This is a genomic window from Stenotrophomonas sp. G4 (assembly GCF_003428825.1).
In the GTDB taxonomy this organism is placed as follows: Bacteria; Pseudomonadota; Gammaproteobacteria; order Xanthomonadales; family Xanthomonadaceae; genus Stenotrophomonas; species Stenotrophomonas indicatrix.
On sequence record NZ_CP031741.1, the window covers coordinates 1861374 to 1882029 of the forward strand.

Here is a 20656-nt window from a genome sequence, read left to right on the forward strand (position 1 = left end):
ACCATGCCGTGGCTTGTGATGGCCGCGCTGCTGGGCCTGGCCCTGCTCAGCGCGGCATTGACCTGGGCCGCGCGCGTGTATGCGCTGCGCAGGCAGCTGCTGGATCAGCCCGGCGAGCGCCGCAGCCACAGTGTCGCAACCCCTCGTGGTGGTGGCATCGCCATCGTGATCAGTCTGCTGGTCGCGGCTGCCGTGGCCGCTTTCTGCTGGCCGGACGCCGCGCCCAGCCTGGCCGTGGCCAGCCTTGGCCTGCTGCTGGTGGCCGGCATCGGCTGGTGGGATGACCACCGGCCGCTGCCAGCCATGCGCCGGCTGCTGGTGCATTTCCTCGCCGCGGCATTGCTGGCAGGGCTGGTCAGGATGCACGGCGGCAGCTGGCTGTTGAGCCTGCTGGTGCTGTTGTTCACCGCCTCGCTGATCAACATCTGGAACTTCATGGATGGCATCAACGGGATTGCCAGCAGCCAGGCCGTCATCGTTGCGCTGGGCTTTGCCACCGTGCTGCCCTGGCCCTATTCGCTGGTGGCTGTCGTTCTGGGCCTGGCCTGCCTGGGTTTTCTGCCATTCAATTTCCCGCAGGCGCGCATCTTCATGGGCGACGTCGGCAGTGGTGCGCTGGGTTATGCCGTGGCCGTCGTGCTGGCGGTCGCCGCACTGCACACCGACATCAACTGGATCCTGCTGTTGCTGCCGTTGTCTGCATTCCTTGTGGACGCGGGCTTCACGCTGCTGGCGCGCATGCTTTCAGGGCAACGCTGGATGGAACCCCACACCCAGCATGTCTACCAGCGCGCGGTGCAGGCAGGAGCCAGCCATGCGCAGGTGACAGGGACGTATTTTGTTTTGGGCCTGTTCAGCATTACAGTGTTCAATATCTGCACCAATCTGCAGCCGAGGTGGGAGGCTGTCGTAGCGGTCGCGTGGTTTGCCGCGTTGACCCTGCTGTGGCTACTCCTGCGCAATGGATTGCGCCACCGATAAGGAATGACTCGATCTATGTCTTCACCCTGGCGGGACAGAATCCTCGGCCTGATGCCGCGTACGGCCATCGTCTGCCACGACTTGTTCATGGTATGGGCCTGCTGGCAGCTGTTGCATGCAGGTCGTTACTCGATCCTCGCCGACGCTCCCGCATTGCCGTTGTGGAACGTAGATACGACGCTGGTGCTGGCGCTGCAGGGAATGGTGTTCTGGCGCATCGGCCTTTATCGCGGGCTGTGGCGCTTTGCCAGCGTCAGCGACCTGTTGAACATCTTCAAGGCCAGCTTCATCGGCCTGATCGCCATTGTCCTCGTACTGGCCTGGAAGCGCTTCGACGGCGTGCCGATGTCGGTGCTGGTGATCTATCCGTTCGCACTGTCGGCACTGCTGGGCGCACCGCGCCTGCTGTACCGGGCATGGAAGGACTATCAGTCGCTGCAGTCCGACTCGACCGCGCGCCGCGTGCTGATCCTCGGTGCCGGCCAGGCCGCTGAGACCCTGGTGCGCGACCTGCGCCGGTCCGGCAATTTCGAGCCGGTCGGCCTGCTCGATGATGCACCGCACCTGCGCGGCGCCAAGCTGCAGAGTCTGCCGATCCTGGGGACGCTGGACGACGCACCGGCGGTGGCCCGCGAGACGGCGGCCAAGCTGCTGGTGATCGCCATGCCCTCGCTGGATGCGGTGGGCATGCAGCGGGTGGTGGCCATCTGCGAGAGCACCGGTATTCCGTTCCGGACCGTGCCCAAGCTCAGCGACATCCTGCAGGGACAGTCGCTGCCGGGCCAGTTGAAGGAAGTGGCGATCGAAGATCTGCTCGGCCGCAAGCCGATCATGCCGGACTGGAACCTCATCCGTGGCTGGTTGGGCGGCCGCACGGTGATGGTGACCGGTGCCGGTGGCTCGATCGGGTCCGAACTGTGCCGCCAGTGTGCGCGCCATGGCGCCGGTCGCATCGTGCTGCTGGAGATCAGCGAGCTGCTGCTGTTGACCATCGAGGGCGAGCTGCGCCGCAGCTTCCCTGATGTCGAGATCGAGGCCGTGCTCGGTGACTGTGGCGATCCTGCGGTGATCCGCCATGCGCTGTCGCTGCACCCGGTCGACACCGCCTTCCATGCGGCTGCCTACAAGCATGTGCCGGTGCTGGAGCGTCAGTTGCGCGAAGCCGTACGCAACAACATCCTGGCGACGGAGAATGTGGCCCGCGCCTGCCTGGAAGCCCGTGTCGAGCACTTTGTGTTCATCTCGACCGACAAGGCGGTGGACCCGGTCAATGCGCTGGGCGCCAGCAAGCGGTATGCGGAGATGATCTGCCAGAGCCTGGACCAGAAGTCCACGCACACCCGTTTCGTGACCGTCCGCTTCGGCAACGTGCTGGCGTCGGCCGGCAGCGTGGTGCCGCTGTTCCGCGAGCAGATCCTCAAGGGTGGTCCGGTCACGGTGACAGACCCTGAGGTCAGCCGCTATTTCATGACCATTCCCGAGGCCTGCCAGCTGATCCTGCAGGCGGCCGCGTCGGCCTCGCATGGCGCGATCTATACCCTGGACATGGGCGAGCCGGTGCCGATCCGGGTGTTGGCCGAGCAGATGATCCGCCTGGCGGGAAAACAGCCCTACAAGGAAATTCCGATCATCTATACCGGTCTGCGCCCGGGCGAGAAGCTGCACGAGACGCTGTTCTACTCCGACGAGGACTACCGGCCAACCGCGCACCCGAAGATCCTCGAGGCCGGCGTCCGTACCTTCTCGCGCGACATCGTGCTGGGCAATGTGCCGAAGCTGCGCGAGGCCATTGCCCGGTACGACATCGATACGATCCAGGAAATCCTGTTCGCGACCATGCCGGAATTTTCGCCAATCGAACAGGATGCTTACATTTCATCGGCTAAGGTTGTGCCCTTTCCGGCACGTGAGGCCAACAGGCACCAATGAGCAAGCGCATTCGCAAGGCGGTATTCCCGGTAGCAGGTCTGGGCACGCGTTTTCTTCCGGCAACCAAGACGGTGCCGAAGGAGATGCTGCCGATCATCGATCGGCCGCTGATCCAGTACGCTGTGGATGAGGCGATCGAAGCAGGCTGTGACACGCTGGTGTTCATCACCAATCGCTACAAGCACGCCGTCGCCGACTATTTCGACAAGGCCTACGAGCTGGAGCAGAAGCTCGAGCGGGCGGGCAAGCACGAACAGCTCGAGTTGATCCGCCATGTACTGCCGGAAGGCGTGCGCGCGGTCTTCGTCACCCAGGCCGAGGCCCTGGGCCTGGGCCATGCGGTGCTGTGCGCCAAGGCGGTCATCGGTGACGAACCGTTCGCCGTGCTGCTGCCCGATGACCTTATCTGGAACCGTGGCGCCGGTGCGCTGAAGCAGATGGCTGACCTCAACGAGGCCAGTGGTGCCAGCGTCATCGCGGTGGAAGACGTGCCCCACGACAAGACGGCCAGTTACGGCATCGTCGCCACCGAGGCGTTCGATGGCCGCAAGGGGCGTATCTCGCAGATCGTGGAGAAGCCCAAGCCGGAAGACGCACCGAGTGACCTGGCGGTGGTGGGGCGCTACGTGCTGAGCCCGAAGATCTTCGAGCTGCTCGAGCAGACCCGCACCGGTGCCGGCGGCGAGATCCAGCTGACCGATGCGATCGCCGAACTGCTGAAGACCGACGAGGTCGATGCCTATCGTTTCGAGGGCACCCGTTTCGACTGCGGCACCCATCTGGGGCTGGTCGAGGCGACGATCCGCTTCGCGCTGGACAACCCGAAGCTGGCCGGCCCGGCGCGGGAGAAGCTGGCGGCGATGCTGGCGGAATAAGGTTTATCAAGCGCTCCGTCAGCGCCTTCCTGCCAAAGTGGGGGAGGCGCGGGCAGGCCGCTGCAGGACACGCCGTAAACCCATCCCTGGGGGCTCGATGGCGCCTTGCCGTGTGCGCTGTCCTGCGCACACGGCAAGACCGGGGTTGGGCGTCCTGCCCAACCCGCCCGAGGCATGCCTCGGGCCCATGGCGCCAACGGTCCTGCAGCGGCCTGCCCACGCCTCTCGACAGTTTCCTGCGGTCGCGGCCGGGAAGGGCGGAATCAAGGGCAGAAGCAAAAGCAAAAAGGCAGCCACTGGCTGCCTTTTTTCGTAGGCCGGGGTCAGATCCCTTTGCGCAGCAAAGGGATCTGACCCCGGCCTTTGACCCTGCCTTTGCTCATCCCTCCGCCGCGGGGAGGCTGGAAGGGCCGGGTTGGCAGGGCTGCCCGGGACCGTTGGCGCCATGGATGGCGCCATCGAGCCCCCATGGATGGGTTCACGGCGTGTCCCGGGTAGCCCTGCCAACCCGGCCCACGCCTTGAAGCCCAACGAGGCAACGCTTTGAACCTTACAGCGCCTCGAAAATGCCCGCCGCACCCATGCCGGTGCCGATGCACATCGTCACCATGCCGTACTTCTGCTGGCGACGGCGCAGGCCGTGCAGCAGGGTCGCGGTACGGATCGCGCCGGTCGCGCCCAGCGGATGGCCCAGCGCGATCGCGCCGCCCAGCGGGTTGACCTTGCTCGGATCCAGGCCGCAGTCACGGATGACGGCCAGCGACTGCGCGGCGAAGGCTTCGTTGAGCTCGATCCAGTCCAGCTGATCCTGGGTCAGGCCGGCCTGCTTCAGTGCCTTCGGGATCGCGGCGATCGGGCCGATGCCCATCACTTCCGGGCGCACGCCGGCCACCGAGAAGCTGACGAAGCGGGCCAGCGGGGTCAGGCCGTAATCCTTGATCGCCTGTTCCGACGCCAGCAGTACCGCACCGGCGCCATCGCTCATCTGCGAGGAGTTGCCGGCAGTGACGGTGCCGCCGAACTGGCCGTTGCGGAACACCGGGCGCAGCTTGGCCAGGCCTTCAGCGGAGGAATCCGGGCGCGGGCCTTCGTCGGTGTCGGCCACCTTGTTGCGGGTGATGATGCGCTTGCCGTCGGCCAGGTCGGGCTGGTGCGAGACGATCTCGTACGGGCTGATCTCGTCCTTGAAGTCGCCGTTCTGGATGGCGGCCATGGCCTTCTGGTGCGAGGCCAGGGCGAACGCGTCCTGTTCTTCGCGCGAGACCTTCCACTCTTCAGCGACCTTCTCGGCCGTGATGCCCATGCCGTAGGCGATGGCGACGTGGTCGTTGTCGAACACGCTCGGGGCCATCGCGATCTTGTTGCCCATCATCGGCACCATCGACATCGATTCGGTGCCGCCGGCCAGCATCAGGTCGGCGTTGCCAAGGCGGATCGCGTCGGCCGCCTGCGCCACGGCCTGCAGGCCGGAGGAACAGAAGCGGTTCACGGTCTGCGCGGCGATGGTGTTCGGCAGGCCGGCCAGCAGCACGCCGATGCGGGCCACGTTCATGCCCTGCTCGGCTTCGGGCATCGCGCAGCCGATGATCGCGTCATCGATGCGGTTGACGTCCACGCCCGGCGCCTGTGCCACGACGCTGCGCAGCACGTGGGCGAGCATGTCGTCGGGGCGGGTGTTGCGGAACATGCCCTTGGGCGCCTTGCCAACCGGGGTGCGGGTGGCGGCGACGATGTAGGCGTCCTGGATTTGCTTGGTCATTGCAGTGATCTCTTGAATAGGGGTTGGAAGAGGTTGCCGGCCAGCGGCCGGCACTACCGATGTCTTCCGTCAGTTCCGCAGCGGCTTGCCGGTCTTGAGCATGTGCGCGATGCGGGCCTGGGTCTTTTCCTGCTGGGCCAGTTCGACGAAGTGCTTGCGCTCCAGGGTCAGCAGCCACTCTTCGTCGACCAGGGTGCCGCGGTCGACCTTGCCGCCGCACAGCACGGTGGCGATGCGCTCGGCGATCTCGTAGTCGTACGGGCTGATGAAGCGGCCTTCCAGCATGTTGACCAGCATCATCTTGAAGGTGGCGATGCCGACGTCACCGGCCACCTGGATGCGGCGTGCCGGCAGCGGCGGACGGTAGCCCGCTTCGGCCAGGGCGCGTGCTTCGGCCTTGGCGATGTACAGGGCCTCGTAGCTGTTGAACACCACCTTGTCGGTGCTGCGCAGCAGGCCCAGTTCCTGGGCGTTGACCGCCGAGTTGGACACCTTGGCCATCGCCACGGTCTCGAAGGTCTTCTTCAGTTCGGCGAACACGTCACCGCCCGGGCCAGCGGCCTGCGAGGCGCGCACGGCCAGTTCCTTCAGGCCGCCGCCTGCCGGCAGCAGGCCGACGCCGGCCTCGACCAGGCCGATGTAGCTTTCCAGGAAGGCCACGGTCTTGGCGCTGTGCATCTGGAACTCGCAACCGCCACCCAGCGCCAGGCCGCGCACGGCAGCCACCACCGGCACCAGCGAGTACTTGATGCGCTGGCTGGTGCGCTGGAAGTTGTGCACCATCGCTTCGAACTGGTCGACCTTGCCGGCCTGCAGCAGGCCGAGGGCGCCAGCCAGGTCGGCACCGGCGGAGAAGGGCTCCTTCTGCTGCCAGATCACCAGGCCCTGGAAGTCCTTCTCGGCGCGGGTGACGCATTCCTGCAGGCCATCCAGCACGTGATCGGACACGGTGTTCATCTTGGTCTTGAAGCTGACCACGGCGATGCCATCGCCGTCGTGCCACATGCGCAGGCCGTCGTTCTCGAACACGGTCTCGCCCGGCGCGAACTTCTCACCCAGCAGCGGATCGGGGAAGCGCTGGCGCTGGTATACCGGCAGCGACGAACGCGGCAGCTTGGCGTTGCGCGACGGGCTGTAGCTGCCCTCGGCGGCATGAACGCCATCCCGGCCGTCAAATACCCAATCCGGCAGCGGGGCGTTGCTCATGCTCTTGCCGGCGACGATGTCATCGGCAATCCACTGCGCGACCTGCTTCCAGCCGGCAGCCTGCCAGGTTTCGAACGGGCCCAGCGACCAGCCGTAGCCCCAGCGGATGGCCAGGTCGACGTCGCGCGCGGTCTCGGCGATGTCGGCCAGATGGTAGGCGCTGTAATGGAACAGATCGCGGAAGGTCGCCCACAGGAACTGCGCCTGCGGGTGCTGGCTCTCGCGCAGCTTGGCGAACTTCTCGGCCGGGTTCTTGATCTTCAGGATCTCGACCACTTCCGGTGCGGCGGCGCGGTCGGCCGGACGGTAGTCCTGCTTTTCCAGGTCCAGCACCACGATGTCCTTGCCGACCTTGCGGAAGATGCCGGCGCCGGTCTTCTGGCCCAGTGCGCCCTTGGCGATCAGCGCATCCAGCCACTTCGGCGACTTGAAGAATTCATGCCACGGGTCGTTGGGCAGGGTATCGCCCATGGTCTTGATCACGTGGGCCATGGTGTCCAGGCCGACCACGTCGGAGGTGCGGTAGGTCGCCGACTTCGGTCGGCCGACCAGCGGGCCGGTCAGGCCGTCCACTTCGTCGAAGCCCAGGCCGAATTCCTGGGTGTGGTGGATGGTGGACAGGATCGAGAACACGCCGATGCGGTTGCCGATGAAGTTCGGGGTGTCCTTGGCGTACACCACGCCCTTGCCCAGGGTGGTGACCAGGAACGCTTCCAGGCCTTCCAGCACGCTGGCGTCGGTGGTGGTGGCCGGGATCAGCTCGGCCAGGTGCATGTAGCGCGGCGGGTTGAAGAAATGCACGCCGCAGAAGCGGTGGCGCAGCTGTTCGGGCAGCACGTCGGCCAGCTTGTTGATGCCCAGGCCCGAGGTGTTGGAGGCCAGCACGGCGTGGTCGGCCACGTACGGGGCGATCTTCCTGTACAGGTCCTGCTTCCAGTCCATGCGCTCGGCGATGGCCTCGATGATCAGGTCGCAGTCCTTCAGCTGTTCCAGGCCGGTCTCGTAGTTGGCCGGGGTGATGGCTTCGGCCAGCGCCTTGCTGGCCAGCGGCGCCGGGCTCAGCTTGCCGAGGTTGGCGATCGCCTTCAGCACGATGCCATCGGCCGGACCTTCCTTGGCAGGCAGGTCGAACAGCACGGTGTCGACGCCGGCATTGGTGAGGTGGGCGGCGATCTGGGCACCCATGACGCCGGCACCCAGCACGGCGGCGCGGCGGACTAGCAGGGAATTGGACATGGTGTAGGGCCTTTGTTGGTCAGCAGTTACTGGGTGGAATCAATGGAGGCGGGCAGGGCGCTGCCGCTGCGGGCGGCGGCACGGAATCCGGCCTCGGCGAAATGGATCAGTTCATGGGCGGCATGGGCACGATGCGCCGTTTCGGTGACACCGGCAGGTCGCTTGATCAGCCCGAAATCGGCCATGGCATAGGTCAGCGAGCCAGCGAGGAAATCCAGGCGCCAATAGAGCTCTTCCTTGCTCAGGCCGGGCACGCAGGTGGCGATCGCCTTGCCGAACTCACGCAGCACGTGGCCGTAGTGGTCGGACAGGAACTTGCGCAGGTTGTCGTTCTTTTCAGCGTAGGCACGGGCGATCACGCGGACGAAGGCGCCGCCGTTCTGGCGGTCCTGGGCCAGCGCCAGGGCCGGCTCGACGAAGGCGGCGAGCACCGGCCGCAGTTGCCCGGGGTGTTCGTTGCGGGCACGCTCAAGTTGAGCCAGACGAGCGCCGGTCATCTCGTCCATGCGGCGGCGGAACACCTCGTTGACCAGGTTTTCCTTGGAGCCGAAGTGGTAGTTGACCGCAGCGATGTTGACGTCGGCCTGGCTGGTGACCTGACGCAGCGAGGTGCCGGCAAAGCCGTGCTGGGCGAACAGCTCCTCGGCGGCGCCGAGGATCCGGTCCTTGGTCGAGAAGTGGGCGGGCTTGGCCATCGGGCGGGCGGACCTTAATCAAACGATTGTTTGATACTAGAACCAGACGGTAGCGTATGGCATTTTGCAATGCAGCAAAAATGCCTCGGCTGGTCAGAATCCGCTCAGGTGGGTGAATGGGGTAGTGCCGGCCGCTGGCCGGCAGCCCCCCGAGGTTGAATGGCGCCCACTGCCGGCCGGCGGCCGGCACTACCACCCTGCCGCTTTATCTTTTACAATCCGCGCACGTTTATCAGGCTAAGCCCGCGTTTCGACGCGGCTTTTTTTTTGTTACCCTTCGGGCCATCAGCGGCCCGATTCCATTGGAGACATCCCATGGCGCTGGAGCGCACCCTTTCGATCATCAAGCCGGACGCCGTTGCCAAGAACGTCATCGGCGAAATCTACGCCCGTTTCGAAAAGGCCGGCCTGAAGGTCGTGGCCGCCAAGTACAAGCAGCTGTCGCGCCGTGAAGCCGAAGGCTTCTACGCTGTGCACCGCGAGCGTCCGTTCTTCAACGCACTGGTCGAGTTCATGATCTCCGGCCCGGTGATGATCCAGGCCCTGGAAGGCGAGAACGCCGTCCTGGCCCACCGCGACCTGCTGGGCGCCACCAACCCGAAGGAAGCCGCTGCGGGCACCATCCGCGCCGACTTCGCCGAATCCATCGATGCCAATGCCGCCCACGGCTCGGACTCGGTCGAGAATGCCGCGATTGAAATCGCGTACTTCTTCGCCGCCACCGAAGTCGTCTCGCGCTGAGAGTAATGCCGTGAACGAGGTCGTACAGAAAATCGCCATCCAGCCGCTGCCGAAGTCGGCACCCACGGCTGGCAAGCAGAACCTGCTCGACCTCGATCGCGCGGGCCTGGAGAAGTTTTTCGTCGAGGTTCTCGGCGAGAAGAAGTTCCGCGCCCATCAGGTGATGAAGTGGATCCATCATCGCTACGTCACCGAGTTCGATGAGATGACCGACCTCGGCAAGGTCCTGCGCGCCAAGCTGCAGGAGCATGCCGAGGTCCTCGTCCCGAACATCATCTTCGACAAGCCCTCCGCCGACGGCACCCACAAGTGGCTGCTGGCGATGGGCGTGGATGGCAAGAACGCCATCGAGACCGTGTACATCCCCGACAAGACCCGCGGCACGCTGTGCGTGTCCTCGCAGGTCGGTTGTGGCCTGAACTGCACGTTCTGCTCCACCGCCACCCAGGGCTTCAACCGCAACCTGACCACCGCCGAGATCATCGGCCAGGTGTGGATCGCGGCGCGCCACCTGGGCAACGTGCCGCACCAGATGCGCCGTCTCACCAACGTGGTGATGATGGGCATGGGCGAGCCGTTGATGAATTTCGACAACGTCGTGCGTGCCATGAGCGTGATGCGCGACGATCTGGGCTATGGCCTGGCCAACAAGCGCGTGACCCTGTCGACCTCCGGCCTGGTGCCGCAGATCGACCGCCTGTCCGCCGAAAGCGACGTGTCGCTGGCGGTGTCGCTGCATGCGCCGAACGATGAGCTGCGCGAGACCCTCGTGCCGCTCAACAAGAAGTACCCGATCGCCGAGCTGATGGCTTCGTGCGCACGCTATCTGCGTGCCAACAAGCGCCGCGAATCGGTCACCTTCGAATACACCCTGATGAAGGGCATCAACGACCAGCCCGAGCACGCCCGCCAACTGGCGCGGCTGATGCACCAGTTCGACAACGCGGTGCAGGCCAGGGACTCGGGCAAGGTCAACCTGATCCCGTTCAACCCGTTCCCGGGCACCCGTTACGAGCGCTCGGAAGAAGCGCATATCCGCGCCTTCCAGAAGATCCTGCTCGACAGCAACGTGCTGACCATGGTGCGCCGTACCCGTGGTGACGATATCGACGCCGCCTGTGGCCAGCTCAAAGGCCAGGTGATGGATCGCACCCGCCGCCAAGCCGAGTTCAACAAGACGCTGCAGGCGGGGAAGGGGAGCGATGCGGCGGCCTGACCGCTTCTGGCTGGCGCTGCTTGCAGGCGTGCTGGCCCTCTCGGTCACTGCTTGCAAGTCGCAGCCCAAAGCCAAGCTGGGCCCCAGCCAGGCGACGGTCTATTCGGTCCGCGACCCCGAAGGTGTTCGCCGGCAGGTCCGCGCCGCGGATCTGCTGGCCCTGGCTGTCCGCGACATGCAGAGCGGCAACCTGGATGCGGCCGAGCGCAAGACGCGCGATGCGATCAAGCTGGCGCCTGCCGACCCCGATGCACTGGTGCTGCTGGCCGGCATCGATGATCAGCGTGGCCGCACCCGACAGGCCGGGGAGGGTTTCCGCAGGGCTGCCGAGCTGGCGCCGCAGCGCGGCGATGTACTCAATAATTATGGTGCCTGGCTGTGCCAGAACGGGCAGGCTGCCGAGTCGTTGGCTTGGTTCGATCGTGCGCTGCAATCGCCCAACTACACCACGCCGGCCCAGGCGCAGGCCAATGGTGGCAGCTGTGCGTTGGACGCTGGCCAGCTTGAACGCGCCGAGCGCAACCTGCGTGCCGCTCTGGCGCAGGTGCCTGGCAACCCGGTCGCGCTGGAGGCGATGGCCCAGCTGAGCTTCCGTCGCGGCCAGTTCATGGAGGCCCGGGCCTTCGCCGAACGTAGGATTGCGGCTGCACCGGCCACGCGTTCCGTGTTACAACTTGCGTCTCAAATCGAGGCGCGGCTGGGTGATCAGGCAGCATCTGATCGCTATCTTCAGCGGATTCGACAGGAATTTCCGCAGGACGCGGGCTCCTAACTCCAGGGTTGATGCATTGTGATTGATGACCAGACTGTGAGCGATCTCGAGACCGTGGCCGGCTGCGGCACCCGCCTGCGCCAGGCCCGCGAGGCCGCCGGACTGACTCTCGAAGATGTCGGCCAGCGCCTGCGCATGCCGGTTCAAGTGGTCAAGTCGCTCGAGCAGGAGCAGTGGCAGAAGCTGGGGGCGCCGGTGTTCGTGCGCGGCCAGCTGCGCAGCTATGCCCGCCTGCTCGGCGTGGACGTCAGCGAACTGCTGGAACAGGCCCAGGTGGGCCCGGTGGTTCCGCCCACCCTGGTCAGCCACACCCATACCCCGCGTGCGCGCCGGATCGCCGAGAACCTCGGCCGCCGTGCGCTGTATGTCGGTATTACCGCTGTGCTGGCGGTCCCGGTCTGGTTCGCCACCCGTGGCCACTTCGATGGCGCCGCGCCTTCGCCGAGCACCGCCTCGCTGGACGTGATCCCGGCCGCCGTACCGGTTGCCCCGGCCGGCCCCGGGTCCGCCGCGGCGGCGCCCGCCGTGGTGGCGGCCGCGCCCGTCGCCAAGCCGGCCGCCACCCCGTACGTCGCCTCGCTGGCCCCGGTGCCGCGCGCTGCGCCGGCCCCTGCCGCCAATCTGGACATGCAGTTCAGCGGTGACAGCTGGGTCGATATCGCCGGCCCAGGGGGCGGTACCGTCGAGAAGGCGCTGATCAAGGCCGGCGAGAGCCGCAGCTTCACCCCGGGCCAGGTGACCCGCGTGACCCTGGGCAACGCCTCGGCGGTCCAGGTTCAGCAGAACGGCGCTATCGTCGATCTGACGCCCTACCAGCGAGCCAACGTGGCACGCTTTCAGGTATCCTCTGAAGGCTCCGTTGTCCCGGTTTCGCACTGAGACACGGTTTCACCACCTTCGATAATCCAATGGTCCCTCCCGATGGGCGGGGCGAGAGTACGCATGGCGATCGACGATCTGCTCGACGAGCACGAACAAAGTGAACGCGTCCGCAGCTGGCTGCGGAAGAATGGCGCCAGCATCCTCGGTGGCGTAGTCATCGCCATCGGTGCCATTGCCGGCTGGCAGTGGTACCAGAAGGATCAGGGCGGCAAGCTGGCCTCGGCCAATGTCGAGTACCAGAAGGCCCTGGTCGGCCTGCAGCAGAACAAGCTCGATGACGCCGCCAAGGCGGTCAAGGCGCTGGAAGCTGGCCCGTCCAGCATCTACGGCGACCTGGCCGCGCTGCAGCTGGCCAAGGCCCAGGTCGATGCGGGCAAGAATGAAGAAGCGCTGGCCACCCTGCGTGCGGTGAAGGTCGACGGCGACCTGCAGCGCGTGGTCGACCAGCGCGTGGCACGCCTGCTGGTGGCGACCGGCAAGGGCGATGAGGCGATCAAGCTGCTGGGCAGCGCCACCGACAGCAGCAGCCTGGAAATCCATGGCGATGCGCTGATGGCGCAGGGCAAGCGCGACGCCGCCCGCGAACAGTATGAGAAGGCGCTGAAAACGCTGGACGTGGCAGCGCCGCAGCGGCGCCTGCTGGAAACCAAGGTTATGGACGCCGGCGGCACCGTCGCCGCCCCTGCGGAGTCGGTTTGATGAGTCAGAAGGTCATGATCACCCGCGTCGCCTCCGTGCTCCTGCTCGGCATGGCACTGTCCGGCTGCAGCACCATGAAGGGTTGGTTCGCCGGTAAGGACGCTGAAGCCAAGAAGGCGCAGGAGCCGGCCGAACTGGTCAAGTTCGAGCCGACCCTGAAGGTCAACAAGGCCTGGTCGGTCGATCTGGGCAAGGGCGAGCGCCGCATCGGCGTGCGCCAGGGCCCGACGGTGGCCAATGGCCACGTGTTCGCTGCGGCCATCACCGGTGGCGTGCACGCCATCGACCTGCAGACCGGCAAGAAGGTCTGGACCTGGGAGCCGAAGAAGGAAAAGAAGAAGGCCAAGCTGCGGCTGTCCGGTGGTCCGGGCGTCGGCGAGAACCTGGTGGTCATCGGTACCCTCGATGGCCAGGTGATCGCGCTGGACATCAACGATGGCAGCGAGAAGTGGCGCGCACGCGTGCCCAACGAAGTGATCGCCGCGCCGGCCATTGCCCAGGGCATGGTCTTCGTGCGCAGCAATGACGGTCGCGTCACCGCGTTCGACGCCGGCAACGGCACCCAGAAGTGGTTCAACCCCAGCGAGCTGCCGGCACTGACCGTGCGTGGCAACGCGGCGGTGGTGACCGGTCCGGGCGTGCTGTTCATCGGCAAGGACGAGGGCAGCGTCGCTGCGCTGGCCATGCAGGACGGCCGCACGTTGTGGGACCAGAACGTGGGTACCGGCGAAGGCCGTACCGAGCTGGACCGCATGGCCGACGTCGATGGCGCCCCGGTGCTCGACGGTAACACTTTGTTCGTGAGCAGCTTCAAGAACCAGACCATGGCCATCGAAGGCCCGACCGGTCGCCCCCTGTGGGCGCGCGACCACGGCGGTGCCGGCGGCGTGGCGGTGTCTTCGGGCAATGTTTTCGTTACCGACAACAAGGGCGGCGTGTTCGGCCTGGACAAGGCCAGCGGCGCGGCGATGTGGTCGCAGACCGCACTGGCCCGGCGCTCGCTGACTGGTCCGGCGCTGCACGGCGACTACGTCGTGGTCGGTGACTACAAGGGATACCTGCATTGGCTGCAGGCCTCCGATGGCGCGATGGCGGCGCGGGCGAAAAGCGGCGGTGATGCGCTTCTGGCCCAGCCAATCGTCGTCGATGGGGTGCTGCTGGTGCAGAACGTTGATGGCAAGCTGACCGCATTCCGGTTGGCAAATTAATACGGAGTAATCGCGATGCTGCCTTTGGTCGCCCTGGTTGGACGGCCGAATGTCGGCAAGTCGACCATATTCAATGCACTGACCCGAACACGTGACGCCCTGGTCCATGACCAGCCCGGCGTCACCCGGGACCGCAACTATGGCGTCTGCCGGCTTGACGAGGACAACCATTTCCTCGTCGTCGATACCGGCGGCATCGCAGAGGAAGAAGAAGGCCTGGCTGGCGCTACCACGCGCCAGGCCCGTGCTGCCGCTGGCGAAGCTGACCTGATCCTGTTCGTCGTCGATGCCCGCGAGGGCACCTCGGCGATGGACGATGAGATCCTGGCCTGGCTGCGCAAGCTGTCGCGCCCGACGCTGCTGCTGATCAACAAGATCGACGGCACCGACGAGGACACCGTGCGTTCGGAGTTCGCCCGCTACGGCTTCAGCGAGATGCTGACCGTGTCGGCTGCCCACCGCCAGGGCCTGGACGACCTGTTGGACGAGGTCATCCAGCGCCTGCCGGAAGAGGGCAGCGGCGAAGAGCTGGACAACGATCCGAACCGCATCCGCATCGCCTTCGTCGGCCGCCCCAACGTGGGCAAGTCGACCCTGGTCAACCGCATCCTCGGCGAAGAGCGCATGATCGCTTCGGACGTGCCGGGCACCACCCGCGATTCGATCTCGGTGGACCTGGAGCGCGACGGCCGCGAGTACCGCCTGATCGATACCGCCGGCCTGCGTCGCCGTTCGCGCGTGGACGAGGTCGTCGAGAAGTTCTCGGTGGTCAAGACCATGCAGTCGATTGAGCAGTGCCAGGTGGCCGTGCTGATGCTCGATGCCACCGAAGGTGTGACCGACCAGGACGCCACCGTGCTCGGCGCGGTGCTGGATGCCGGCCGCGCGCTGGTGATCGCGATCAACAAGTGGGACGGCCTGACCGACTACCAGCGTGAGCAGGCGGAAACGATGCTGTCGCTGCGCCTGGGCTTCGTGCCGTGGGCCGAATCGGTGCGCATCTCGGCCAAGCATGGCTCGGGCCTGCGCGAGCTGTTCCGTGCGGTGCACCGCGCGCACGAATCGGCGAACAAGACCTTCACCACCAGCGAGGTGAACAAGGCGCTGGAAGTGGCCTACGAGACCAACCCGCCGCCGACCATCCGCGGCCACGTCTCCAAGCTGCGTTACGTGCACCCGGCTGGCGCCAACCCGCCGACCTTCATCGTGCACGGCACCCGCCTGAAGGAACTGCAGGAGTCGTACAAGCGCTACCTGGAGAACTTCTTCCGCAAGCGCTTCAAGCTGATCGGAACGCCGGTGCAGTTCATCTTCCGCGAGGGTGCCAACCCGTACGAAGGCAAGAAGAACGTGCTGACCGAACGGCAGGTCAAGGCCAAGCGGCGCTTGATGAAGCACGTCAAGGGCAAGTGATCCACGAGAAGGCGGCCGCAGGGCCGCCTTTTTCGTTGCATCGGCGGCGACGCCGCGCTCCTGGAATCTGTCGTCTCACACCAGCATCGATTGCTGCGCGGAAATACCTGCCGTCGCGCCTTGCCATATCGCGGTGGTGACGGAGGCCATGGCCGGGTTTGCAAGATCGCCGGCGGCGTAGATGCCCGGTACGCTGGTTTCCCGGCGCTCGTCGACCTTGATGGCAGTGCCGAGGGGCGTAGTGACCGTGGCCAGGCCCAAAGATTCATGCAGGCTTGCGGAGGGCCTGTTGCGCGGGTGCGCAAACAGCATATCGATCACTACATCGCCGGCGGTATCGAGCTTGATGGCGGTTCCATGTCCCGTGCGATGGTGGATCTCCGTGATCCGGCCATCGACCACCGGTATGTTGCGACGTGCCAGGTCTGCCCGTACATCGGGTGCGATGTCGTGACCATCGGCAAAGACCGTCAACGTGCCGGTCCAATCGTGGTAAAGCCTGACATAGGTATGCGACTGCGGGCCCGACCAGACTAGGCCCCAACGCTGGTCGGCGACTTCAAAGCCGTCGCAGTATGGGCACGGCACGATGGATGAGCCCCAGTTCTCGGCAAAGCCCGGGACGTCCGGCATCTGGTCGACAACGCCATAACTCAGGATCAGTCGGCGCGCGCCAAGGGACGCGCCATCGCCAGTAAAGACGGAGAAGTTGTCGATGGCGCCGGAAATGCTGTCGGCCCGCGCGTTCACCAGCCTGATCGTCGGATAGCGCGCGAGTTGTTGGCGTGCGTCGGTCAGGATGTTCTGCGGTGGCTTGTGATCGTGGCCGAGTACACCATGGGAGTGGCTGGCGAAGCGATTGCGCTGTAGACCGGTATCGAGAACGGTGACCCTGCGGCGGGCACGGCCGAGCTGCAGCGCGGCGGCGAGGCCGGCAAAGCTGCCGCCGATGATGATGACGTCATCCATGGTGTTCTGCTCTATGTCGTGGAAGGGAGCGGGACCGGGTCGGACGCGTAACATTGATCAGTTTGCGCGATTTATGGTACTGTCCGGTACCGTAATGTGTGCGCCGGGATACTGTCAAGTAGTGCAATCATGACCAGCAGAATCAGTCAGGCTCGCCGTGGTCGGCCGGCCAACGAGGCGCTCGGCCAATCAATAATTGATGCCGCAAGCGAACTCTTCGTGGAACTGGGCTTTCAAGCCACGACAATGGAAAAGGTCGCCCAGCGGGCGAAGATATCCAAGCTGAGCATCTATCGGAAATTCGAGAACAAGGAGGCGCTGTTCAGCGCAGCCATTGCGGCCCACTGCCATCAGTTCGCACCCCAGGCCCTTGTTGAAGGCGGCGACGGTTCGGCTGAAGATCAGCTGGTGGCAGTGGCCTCATCCCTGCTTCGCACTTTGTTGAGCCCGGACGTCCGAAGCGTCGAAGCCATGATCATGGCCGACAAGACCAATCAACAATCGTTGAGCAGGCTCCATTACCAAGCCGGCCCGGCCTACGTCATCGTCCAGATCGAGGCCCTGTTGCGACAGTTGCACGCCAAGGCGGCCCTGAACGTGCCCGATCCTCTCCTGTCTGCCCGCTTGTTTGGCGCGCTCATCAGAGGATCCGATCTCTTGGCAATCGCTCGCTTCGATGAAGCGATAGCAGGGAGCGACGACCAGATCGAATCCTACTGCCGGTCGGCTGTCGCTCTGTTCATCGCCGCACACGGTGGCAACACCCACGCCGTCGCATAGCTGTTTCGGGCGCGACCTGGTCCAGATGCGTGACGTCTGCGCGATAATGGCGGCATGAGCATTCCAGAGCTTTCCCCCGCCCAGGCACGTGAGCGCCTGGCCCACGGTGCCATGCTGATTGATGTGCGCGAGGCGCACGAACGGGCCGGGGGCATGGCCGAGGGCGCGCGTGGTGTGGCCAAGGATGAGCTGCTGACCGGCCCCGCGGCGTACCTGCCACGGCAGGAACAGGAAATCCTGCTGATCTGCCAGAGCGGCAAGCGCTCGGCCGATGCGGCGCAGGCGCTGCTGGATGCGGGCTATACCAACGTGAGCTCCGTGACCGGCGGCACCGTGGCCTGGCGCGAGCAGGCGCTGCCGCTGGTGCAGCCACTGACCAGCGCCGCTGACCGCGATTTCTACGACCGCTATTCGCGCCACCTGCTGCTGCCGCAGGTGGGCGAGGCTGGCCAACGCCGCCTGCAGCAGTCGCGGGTGCTGGTGCTGGGCGCGGGCGGCCTGGGCGCACCGGCCGGCTTCTATCTGGCGGCGGCCGGGGTAGGGCACCTGCGTTTCGCCGACCATGACCGGGTGGAGCGAAGCAATCTGCATCGGCAGATCGTGCATACCGAGGCCAGCGTCGGCCACTTGAAGGTGGATTCGGCGCGTGAGCGGCTGCTGGCATTGAACCCGTCGATCGAGGTCGAGGCCGTGCCCGAGCGGGTGACCTCGGAGAACGTGGACCGCCTGCTGCAGGATGTCGACGTGGTGCTGGACGGGTCGGACAACTTTCCGTTGCGCTACCTGCTCAACGACGCCTGCATCAAGCACGCCAAGCCGATGGTGTACGCCGCCATCGAGCGCTTCGACGGCCAGGTGAGCGTGTTCGATGCCGGCCGCCAGCGTGGCGTGGCACCGTGCTACCGCTGCCTGTTCCCGGAGCCGCCGCCGCCGGAGTTCGCGCCCAACTGCTCCGAGGCGGGCGTGCTGGGCGTGCTGCCGGGCCTGGCCGGGGTGCTGCAGGCCACCGAGGTGCTGAAGCTGTTGCTGGGCATCGGCGAACCGTTGGTGGGCCGCCTGCTGCGCTTCGATGCGCTGGGCATGCACTTCCGCGAGACCCGCATCAGCCCTGACCCGCAGTGCCCAGTGTGCGCACCCGGCGTGCCGTTCCCGGGGTATATCGATTACGCCGCGTTCTGCCGGGGCGGGTGAACCCGGTAGCGCCGGGCCATGCCCGGCGGATGTAGTATCTGCGCGCGCCGCTGCGCTCGCCGGGCATGACCGTTTATGGTTTCGGGATGATGCCCCGGGCCACTCCGGCTATCGTTCCATCTCCAAGACAATAAAACGCAACACACGTGCTATTGCCGTCATCGGTGTTGCTCTATCGTTGAGGCCGATTTCGATTTCCGGGGAACCCACCGCATGGCGGTAGAAGCAGCGACCAGCGAGCTGGTCAAGGTCGTCGCCCTGTTGGGCGCAGCGGTGGTGATGGTGCCGCTGTTTCGTCGGCTCGGCTTGGGTTCGGTGCTGGGCTACTTCGCCGCCGGCCTGGCGATCGGCCCGTTCGGGCTGGGCTGGTTCTCCGACCCGCAGGCGATCCTGCATACCGCCGAACTCGGCGTGGTCATGTTCCTGTTCGTCATCGGCCTGGAAATGCGGCCCTCGCACCTGTGGAGCCTGCGCAAGGAAATCTTCGGGCTGGGCACGCTGCAGATCGTCACCTGCGCGCTGGTGCTGACCAGCATCGCCAAGCTGTTCGGGCTGCCGTGGCAGATCGCCTTCATCGGCGCCACCGGTTTCGTGCTGACCTCCACCGCAGTGGTGATGCAGCTGCTGGCCGAGCGCGGCGACATCGCGCTGCCATCGGGGCAGAAGATCGTCTCGATCCTGCTGTTCGAAGACCTGCTGATCGTGCCGTTGCTGGCACTTGTCGCGTGGATGGCGCCGGCTGCGGGCAGTGCCGATGGCGAGGGCTCGCGCTGGATGTCGGTGGCGATCGGCGTGGGTGCCATCGTCGGCCTGGTGCTGGTGGGCCGCTTCCTGCTCAATCCGCTGTTCCGCGTGCTGGCCGAATCGAAAGCGCGCGAAGTGATGACCGCTGCCGCACTGCTGGTGGTGCTGGGCGCGGCGCTGCTGATGCAGCTGTCCGGGTTGTCGATGGCGATGGGCGCGTTCCTGGCCGGCGTGCTGCTGAGCGAATCGACCTTCCGCCACCAGATCGAAGCTGACATCGAACCGTTCCGCGGCATCCTGCTGGGCCTGTTCTTCCTCAGCGTGGGCATGGCGCTGGACCTGGGCGTGGTGGCCGGCAACTGGCCGATGATCCTCGGCTTGGTAGTGGCGCTGATGGCGGCCAAGGCGCTGTGCATCTACGTGGTTGCGCGGTTGATGGGCAGTGACCACGCGCAGGCGCTGGACCGTGGCGTGCTGATGGCGCAGGGCGGCGAGTTCGCCTTCGTGCTGTTCTCGGCCGCAGCCAGTGCCGGGGTGATCAGCCTGGACATCAATGCCAACTTCACCGCCGTGGTGGTGCTGTCGATGGCGCTGACGCCGCTGGTGGTGCTGGTCTACAAGCGCGTGGCGCCGACGCCGACCGTCAGCCTGGAAGGCGTGGATACCGCCGACGGCCTGTCCGGCAGCGTGCTGCTGATCGGCTTCGGCCGCTTCGGCCAGGTGGCCAGCCAGTCGCTGCTGGCCCGCGACGTGGACGTGACCATCATCGACAACGATGTGGAGATGATCCACAACGCCGAGCGCTTCGGTTTCAAGATCTATTACGGCGACGGCACCCGGCTGGACGTGCTGCATGCCTCCGGCGCGGGCAGTGCGCGGGCGATCGCGGTGTGCGTGAACAATGCCGAGGATGCCGACCGCATCGTCGAACTGGTGGCCCATCAGTTCCCGCAGGCCAAGCTGCTGGTGCGCTCGTTCGACCGCGAACATTCGCTGCGGTTGATCCATGCCGGCGTGGATTTCCAGATCCGCGAAACTTTCGAGTCGGCGCTGCTGTTCGGGCAGGCGGCACTGGTGGAGCTGGGCGCGGACGAAGACGATGCGCGCGAGATCGCCGAGCAGATCCGCGAGCGCGATGCCGAGCGCTTCGAACTGGAAATGGCCGGTGGCAGCCTGAGGGCCGGCGCGCACATGGTGTTCGGCAGCGCGCTGCCGGGTGTGCCGACGCCGACGCCGTTTACCGCGCCCAAGCGCAAGGCACGCACGCTCAATGCGGATGAAGTGCCGGAAGAAGAAGAGGAATGATCTGAAGCATGGTAGTGCCGGCCGCTGGCCGGCAGCTGCACGGTGCTTCCTGCGT

General features: G+C 65.7%; 17 protein-coding genes. 13 read left to right on the plus strand and 4 right to left on the minus strand.

Translation table 11 applies throughout. From position 1 onward, the window contains the following. The first annotated feature begins 3 nt into the window (after positions 1-3). Genes D0Y85_RS08815 through galU form a run of 3 tightly spaced genes read left to right on the plus strand, consistent with a single transcriptional unit; the run spans position 4 to position 3785 of the window. Positions 4-981, plus strand: coding sequence for a glycosyltransferase family 4 protein (locus D0Y85_RS08815; protein ID WP_117310182.1), 978 nt, complete (start codon positions 4-6; stop codon positions 979-981). A 15-nt stretch (positions 982-996) separates the two neighbouring features. Continuing rightward, positions 997-2910: a nucleoside-diphosphate sugar epimerase/dehydratase gene (locus D0Y85_RS08820; protein WP_162887633.1), complete on the plus strand. Its 1914-nt coding sequence runs from the start codon at positions 997-999 to the stop codon at positions 2908-2910. Beyond that, positions 2907-3785: a UTP--glucose-1-phosphate uridylyltransferase GalU gene (gene galU, locus D0Y85_RS08825; protein ID WP_117310183.1), complete on the plus strand. Its 879-nt coding sequence runs from the start codon at positions 2907-2909 to the stop codon at positions 3783-3785. The genes D0Y85_RS08820 and galU overlap by 4 nt, the downstream gene beginning before the upstream one ends. Before the next feature lie 550 nt (positions 3786-4335). Here galU and D0Y85_RS08830 read toward each other — a convergent pair. The 3 genes from D0Y85_RS08830 to D0Y85_RS08840 form a co-directional block, all read right to left on the minus strand. Then, positions 4336-5544 carry an acetyl-CoA C-acyltransferase gene (locus tag D0Y85_RS08830; RefSeq protein WP_025875015.1) on the minus strand — a complete coding sequence of 403 codons (1209 nt, stop codon included), beginning with the start codon at positions 5542-5544 and terminating at the stop codon, positions 4336-4338. Positions 5545-5613: 69 nt separating this feature from the next. After that, positions 5614-7986 (minus strand): 3-hydroxyacyl-CoA dehydrogenase/enoyl-CoA hydratase family protein, encoded by a 2373-nt coding sequence (locus tag D0Y85_RS08835; protein ID WP_117310184.1) that lies wholly within the window; start codon positions 7984-7986, stop codon positions 5614-5616. Positions 7987-8012: 26 nt separating this feature from the next. Next, positions 8013-8681: a TetR family transcriptional regulator gene (locus tag D0Y85_RS08840; protein WP_025875011.1), complete on the minus strand. Its 669-nt coding sequence runs from the start codon at positions 8679-8681 to the stop codon at positions 8013-8015. A 315-nt stretch (positions 8682-8996) separates the two neighbouring features. Between D0Y85_RS08840 and ndk the strand changes: the two genes are divergently transcribed. From ndk to der, 7 genes are all read left to right on the plus strand, one after another. Continuing rightward, positions 8997-9422 (plus strand): nucleoside-diphosphate kinase, encoded by a 426-nt coding sequence (gene ndk, locus D0Y85_RS08845; protein ID WP_008265389.1) that lies wholly within the window; start codon positions 8997-8999, stop codon positions 9420-9422. A gap of 10 nt (positions 9423-9432) precedes the next feature. After that, positions 9433-10638: a 23S rRNA (adenine(2503)-C(2))-methyltransferase RlmN gene (gene rlmN / locus D0Y85_RS08850; RefSeq protein ID WP_093819808.1), complete on the plus strand. Its 1206-nt coding sequence runs from the start codon at positions 9433-9435 to the stop codon at positions 10636-10638. Next, positions 10625-11410: a type IV pilus biogenesis/stability protein PilW gene (pilW, locus tag D0Y85_RS08855; protein ID WP_117310185.1), complete on the plus strand. Its 786-nt coding sequence runs from the start codon at positions 10625-10627 to the stop codon at positions 11408-11410. Before rlmN ends, pilW begins: the two co-directional genes overlap by 14 nt. 18 nt (positions 11411-11428) lie before the next feature. Continuing rightward, a complete protein-coding gene (locus tag D0Y85_RS08860; RefSeq protein ID WP_117310186.1) occupies positions 11429-12289 on the plus strand; it encodes a RodZ domain-containing protein in 861 nt (286 codons plus the stop codon). 63 nt (positions 12290-12352) lie between these two features. Next, positions 12353-12991 carry a tetratricopeptide repeat protein gene (locus tag D0Y85_RS08865; protein WP_093819802.1) on the plus strand — a complete coding sequence of 213 codons (639 nt, stop codon included), beginning with the start codon at positions 12353-12355 and terminating at the stop codon, positions 12989-12991. Next, positions 12991-14199 (plus strand): outer membrane protein assembly factor BamB, encoded by a 1209-nt coding sequence (gene bamB / locus D0Y85_RS08870; protein ID WP_117310187.1) that lies wholly within the window; start codon positions 12991-12993, stop codon positions 14197-14199. The genes D0Y85_RS08865 and bamB overlap by 1 nt, the downstream gene beginning before the upstream one ends. A gap of 15 nt (positions 14200-14214) precedes the next feature. Next, positions 14215-15612: a ribosome biogenesis GTPase Der gene (gene der / locus D0Y85_RS08875; protein ID WP_093819797.1), complete on the plus strand. Its 1398-nt coding sequence runs from the start codon at positions 14215-14217 to the stop codon at positions 15610-15612. Positions 15613-15687: 75 nt separating this feature from the next. On the opposite strand, the gene D0Y85_RS08880 is transcribed toward der, so the two are convergent. Further along, entirely contained in the window at positions 15688-16581 is an 894-nt protein-coding gene (locus D0Y85_RS08880; protein ID WP_117310188.1) for an NAD(P)/FAD-dependent oxidoreductase, read from the minus strand. A gap of 129 nt (positions 16582-16710) precedes the next feature. Here D0Y85_RS08880 and D0Y85_RS08885 point away from each other — a divergent pair, with 129 nt between their 5' ends. The 3 genes from D0Y85_RS08885 (at position 16711) to D0Y85_RS08895 (ending at position 20601) form a co-directional block, all read left to right on the plus strand. Then, on the plus strand, positions 16711-17361 hold the full coding sequence (locus tag D0Y85_RS08885) for a TetR/AcrR family transcriptional regulator (protein ID WP_117310189.1): 651 nt from the start codon (positions 16711-16713) through the stop codon (positions 17359-17361). Positions 17362-17415: 54 nt separating this feature from the next. After that, on the plus strand, positions 17416-18552 hold the full coding sequence (moeB, locus tag D0Y85_RS08890; protein WP_117310190.1) for a molybdopterin-synthase adenylyltransferase MoeB: 1137 nt from the start codon (positions 17416-17418) through the stop codon (positions 18550-18552). Between the two features lie 213 nt (positions 18553-18765). After that, the gene (locus D0Y85_RS08895) at positions 18766-20601 is read left to right on the plus strand and encodes a monovalent cation:proton antiporter-2 (CPA2) family protein (protein ID WP_059063917.1); all 1836 of its coding nucleotides are present in this window, start codon (positions 18766-18768) and stop codon (positions 20599-20601) included. Positions 20602-20656: the final 55 nt, after the last annotated feature.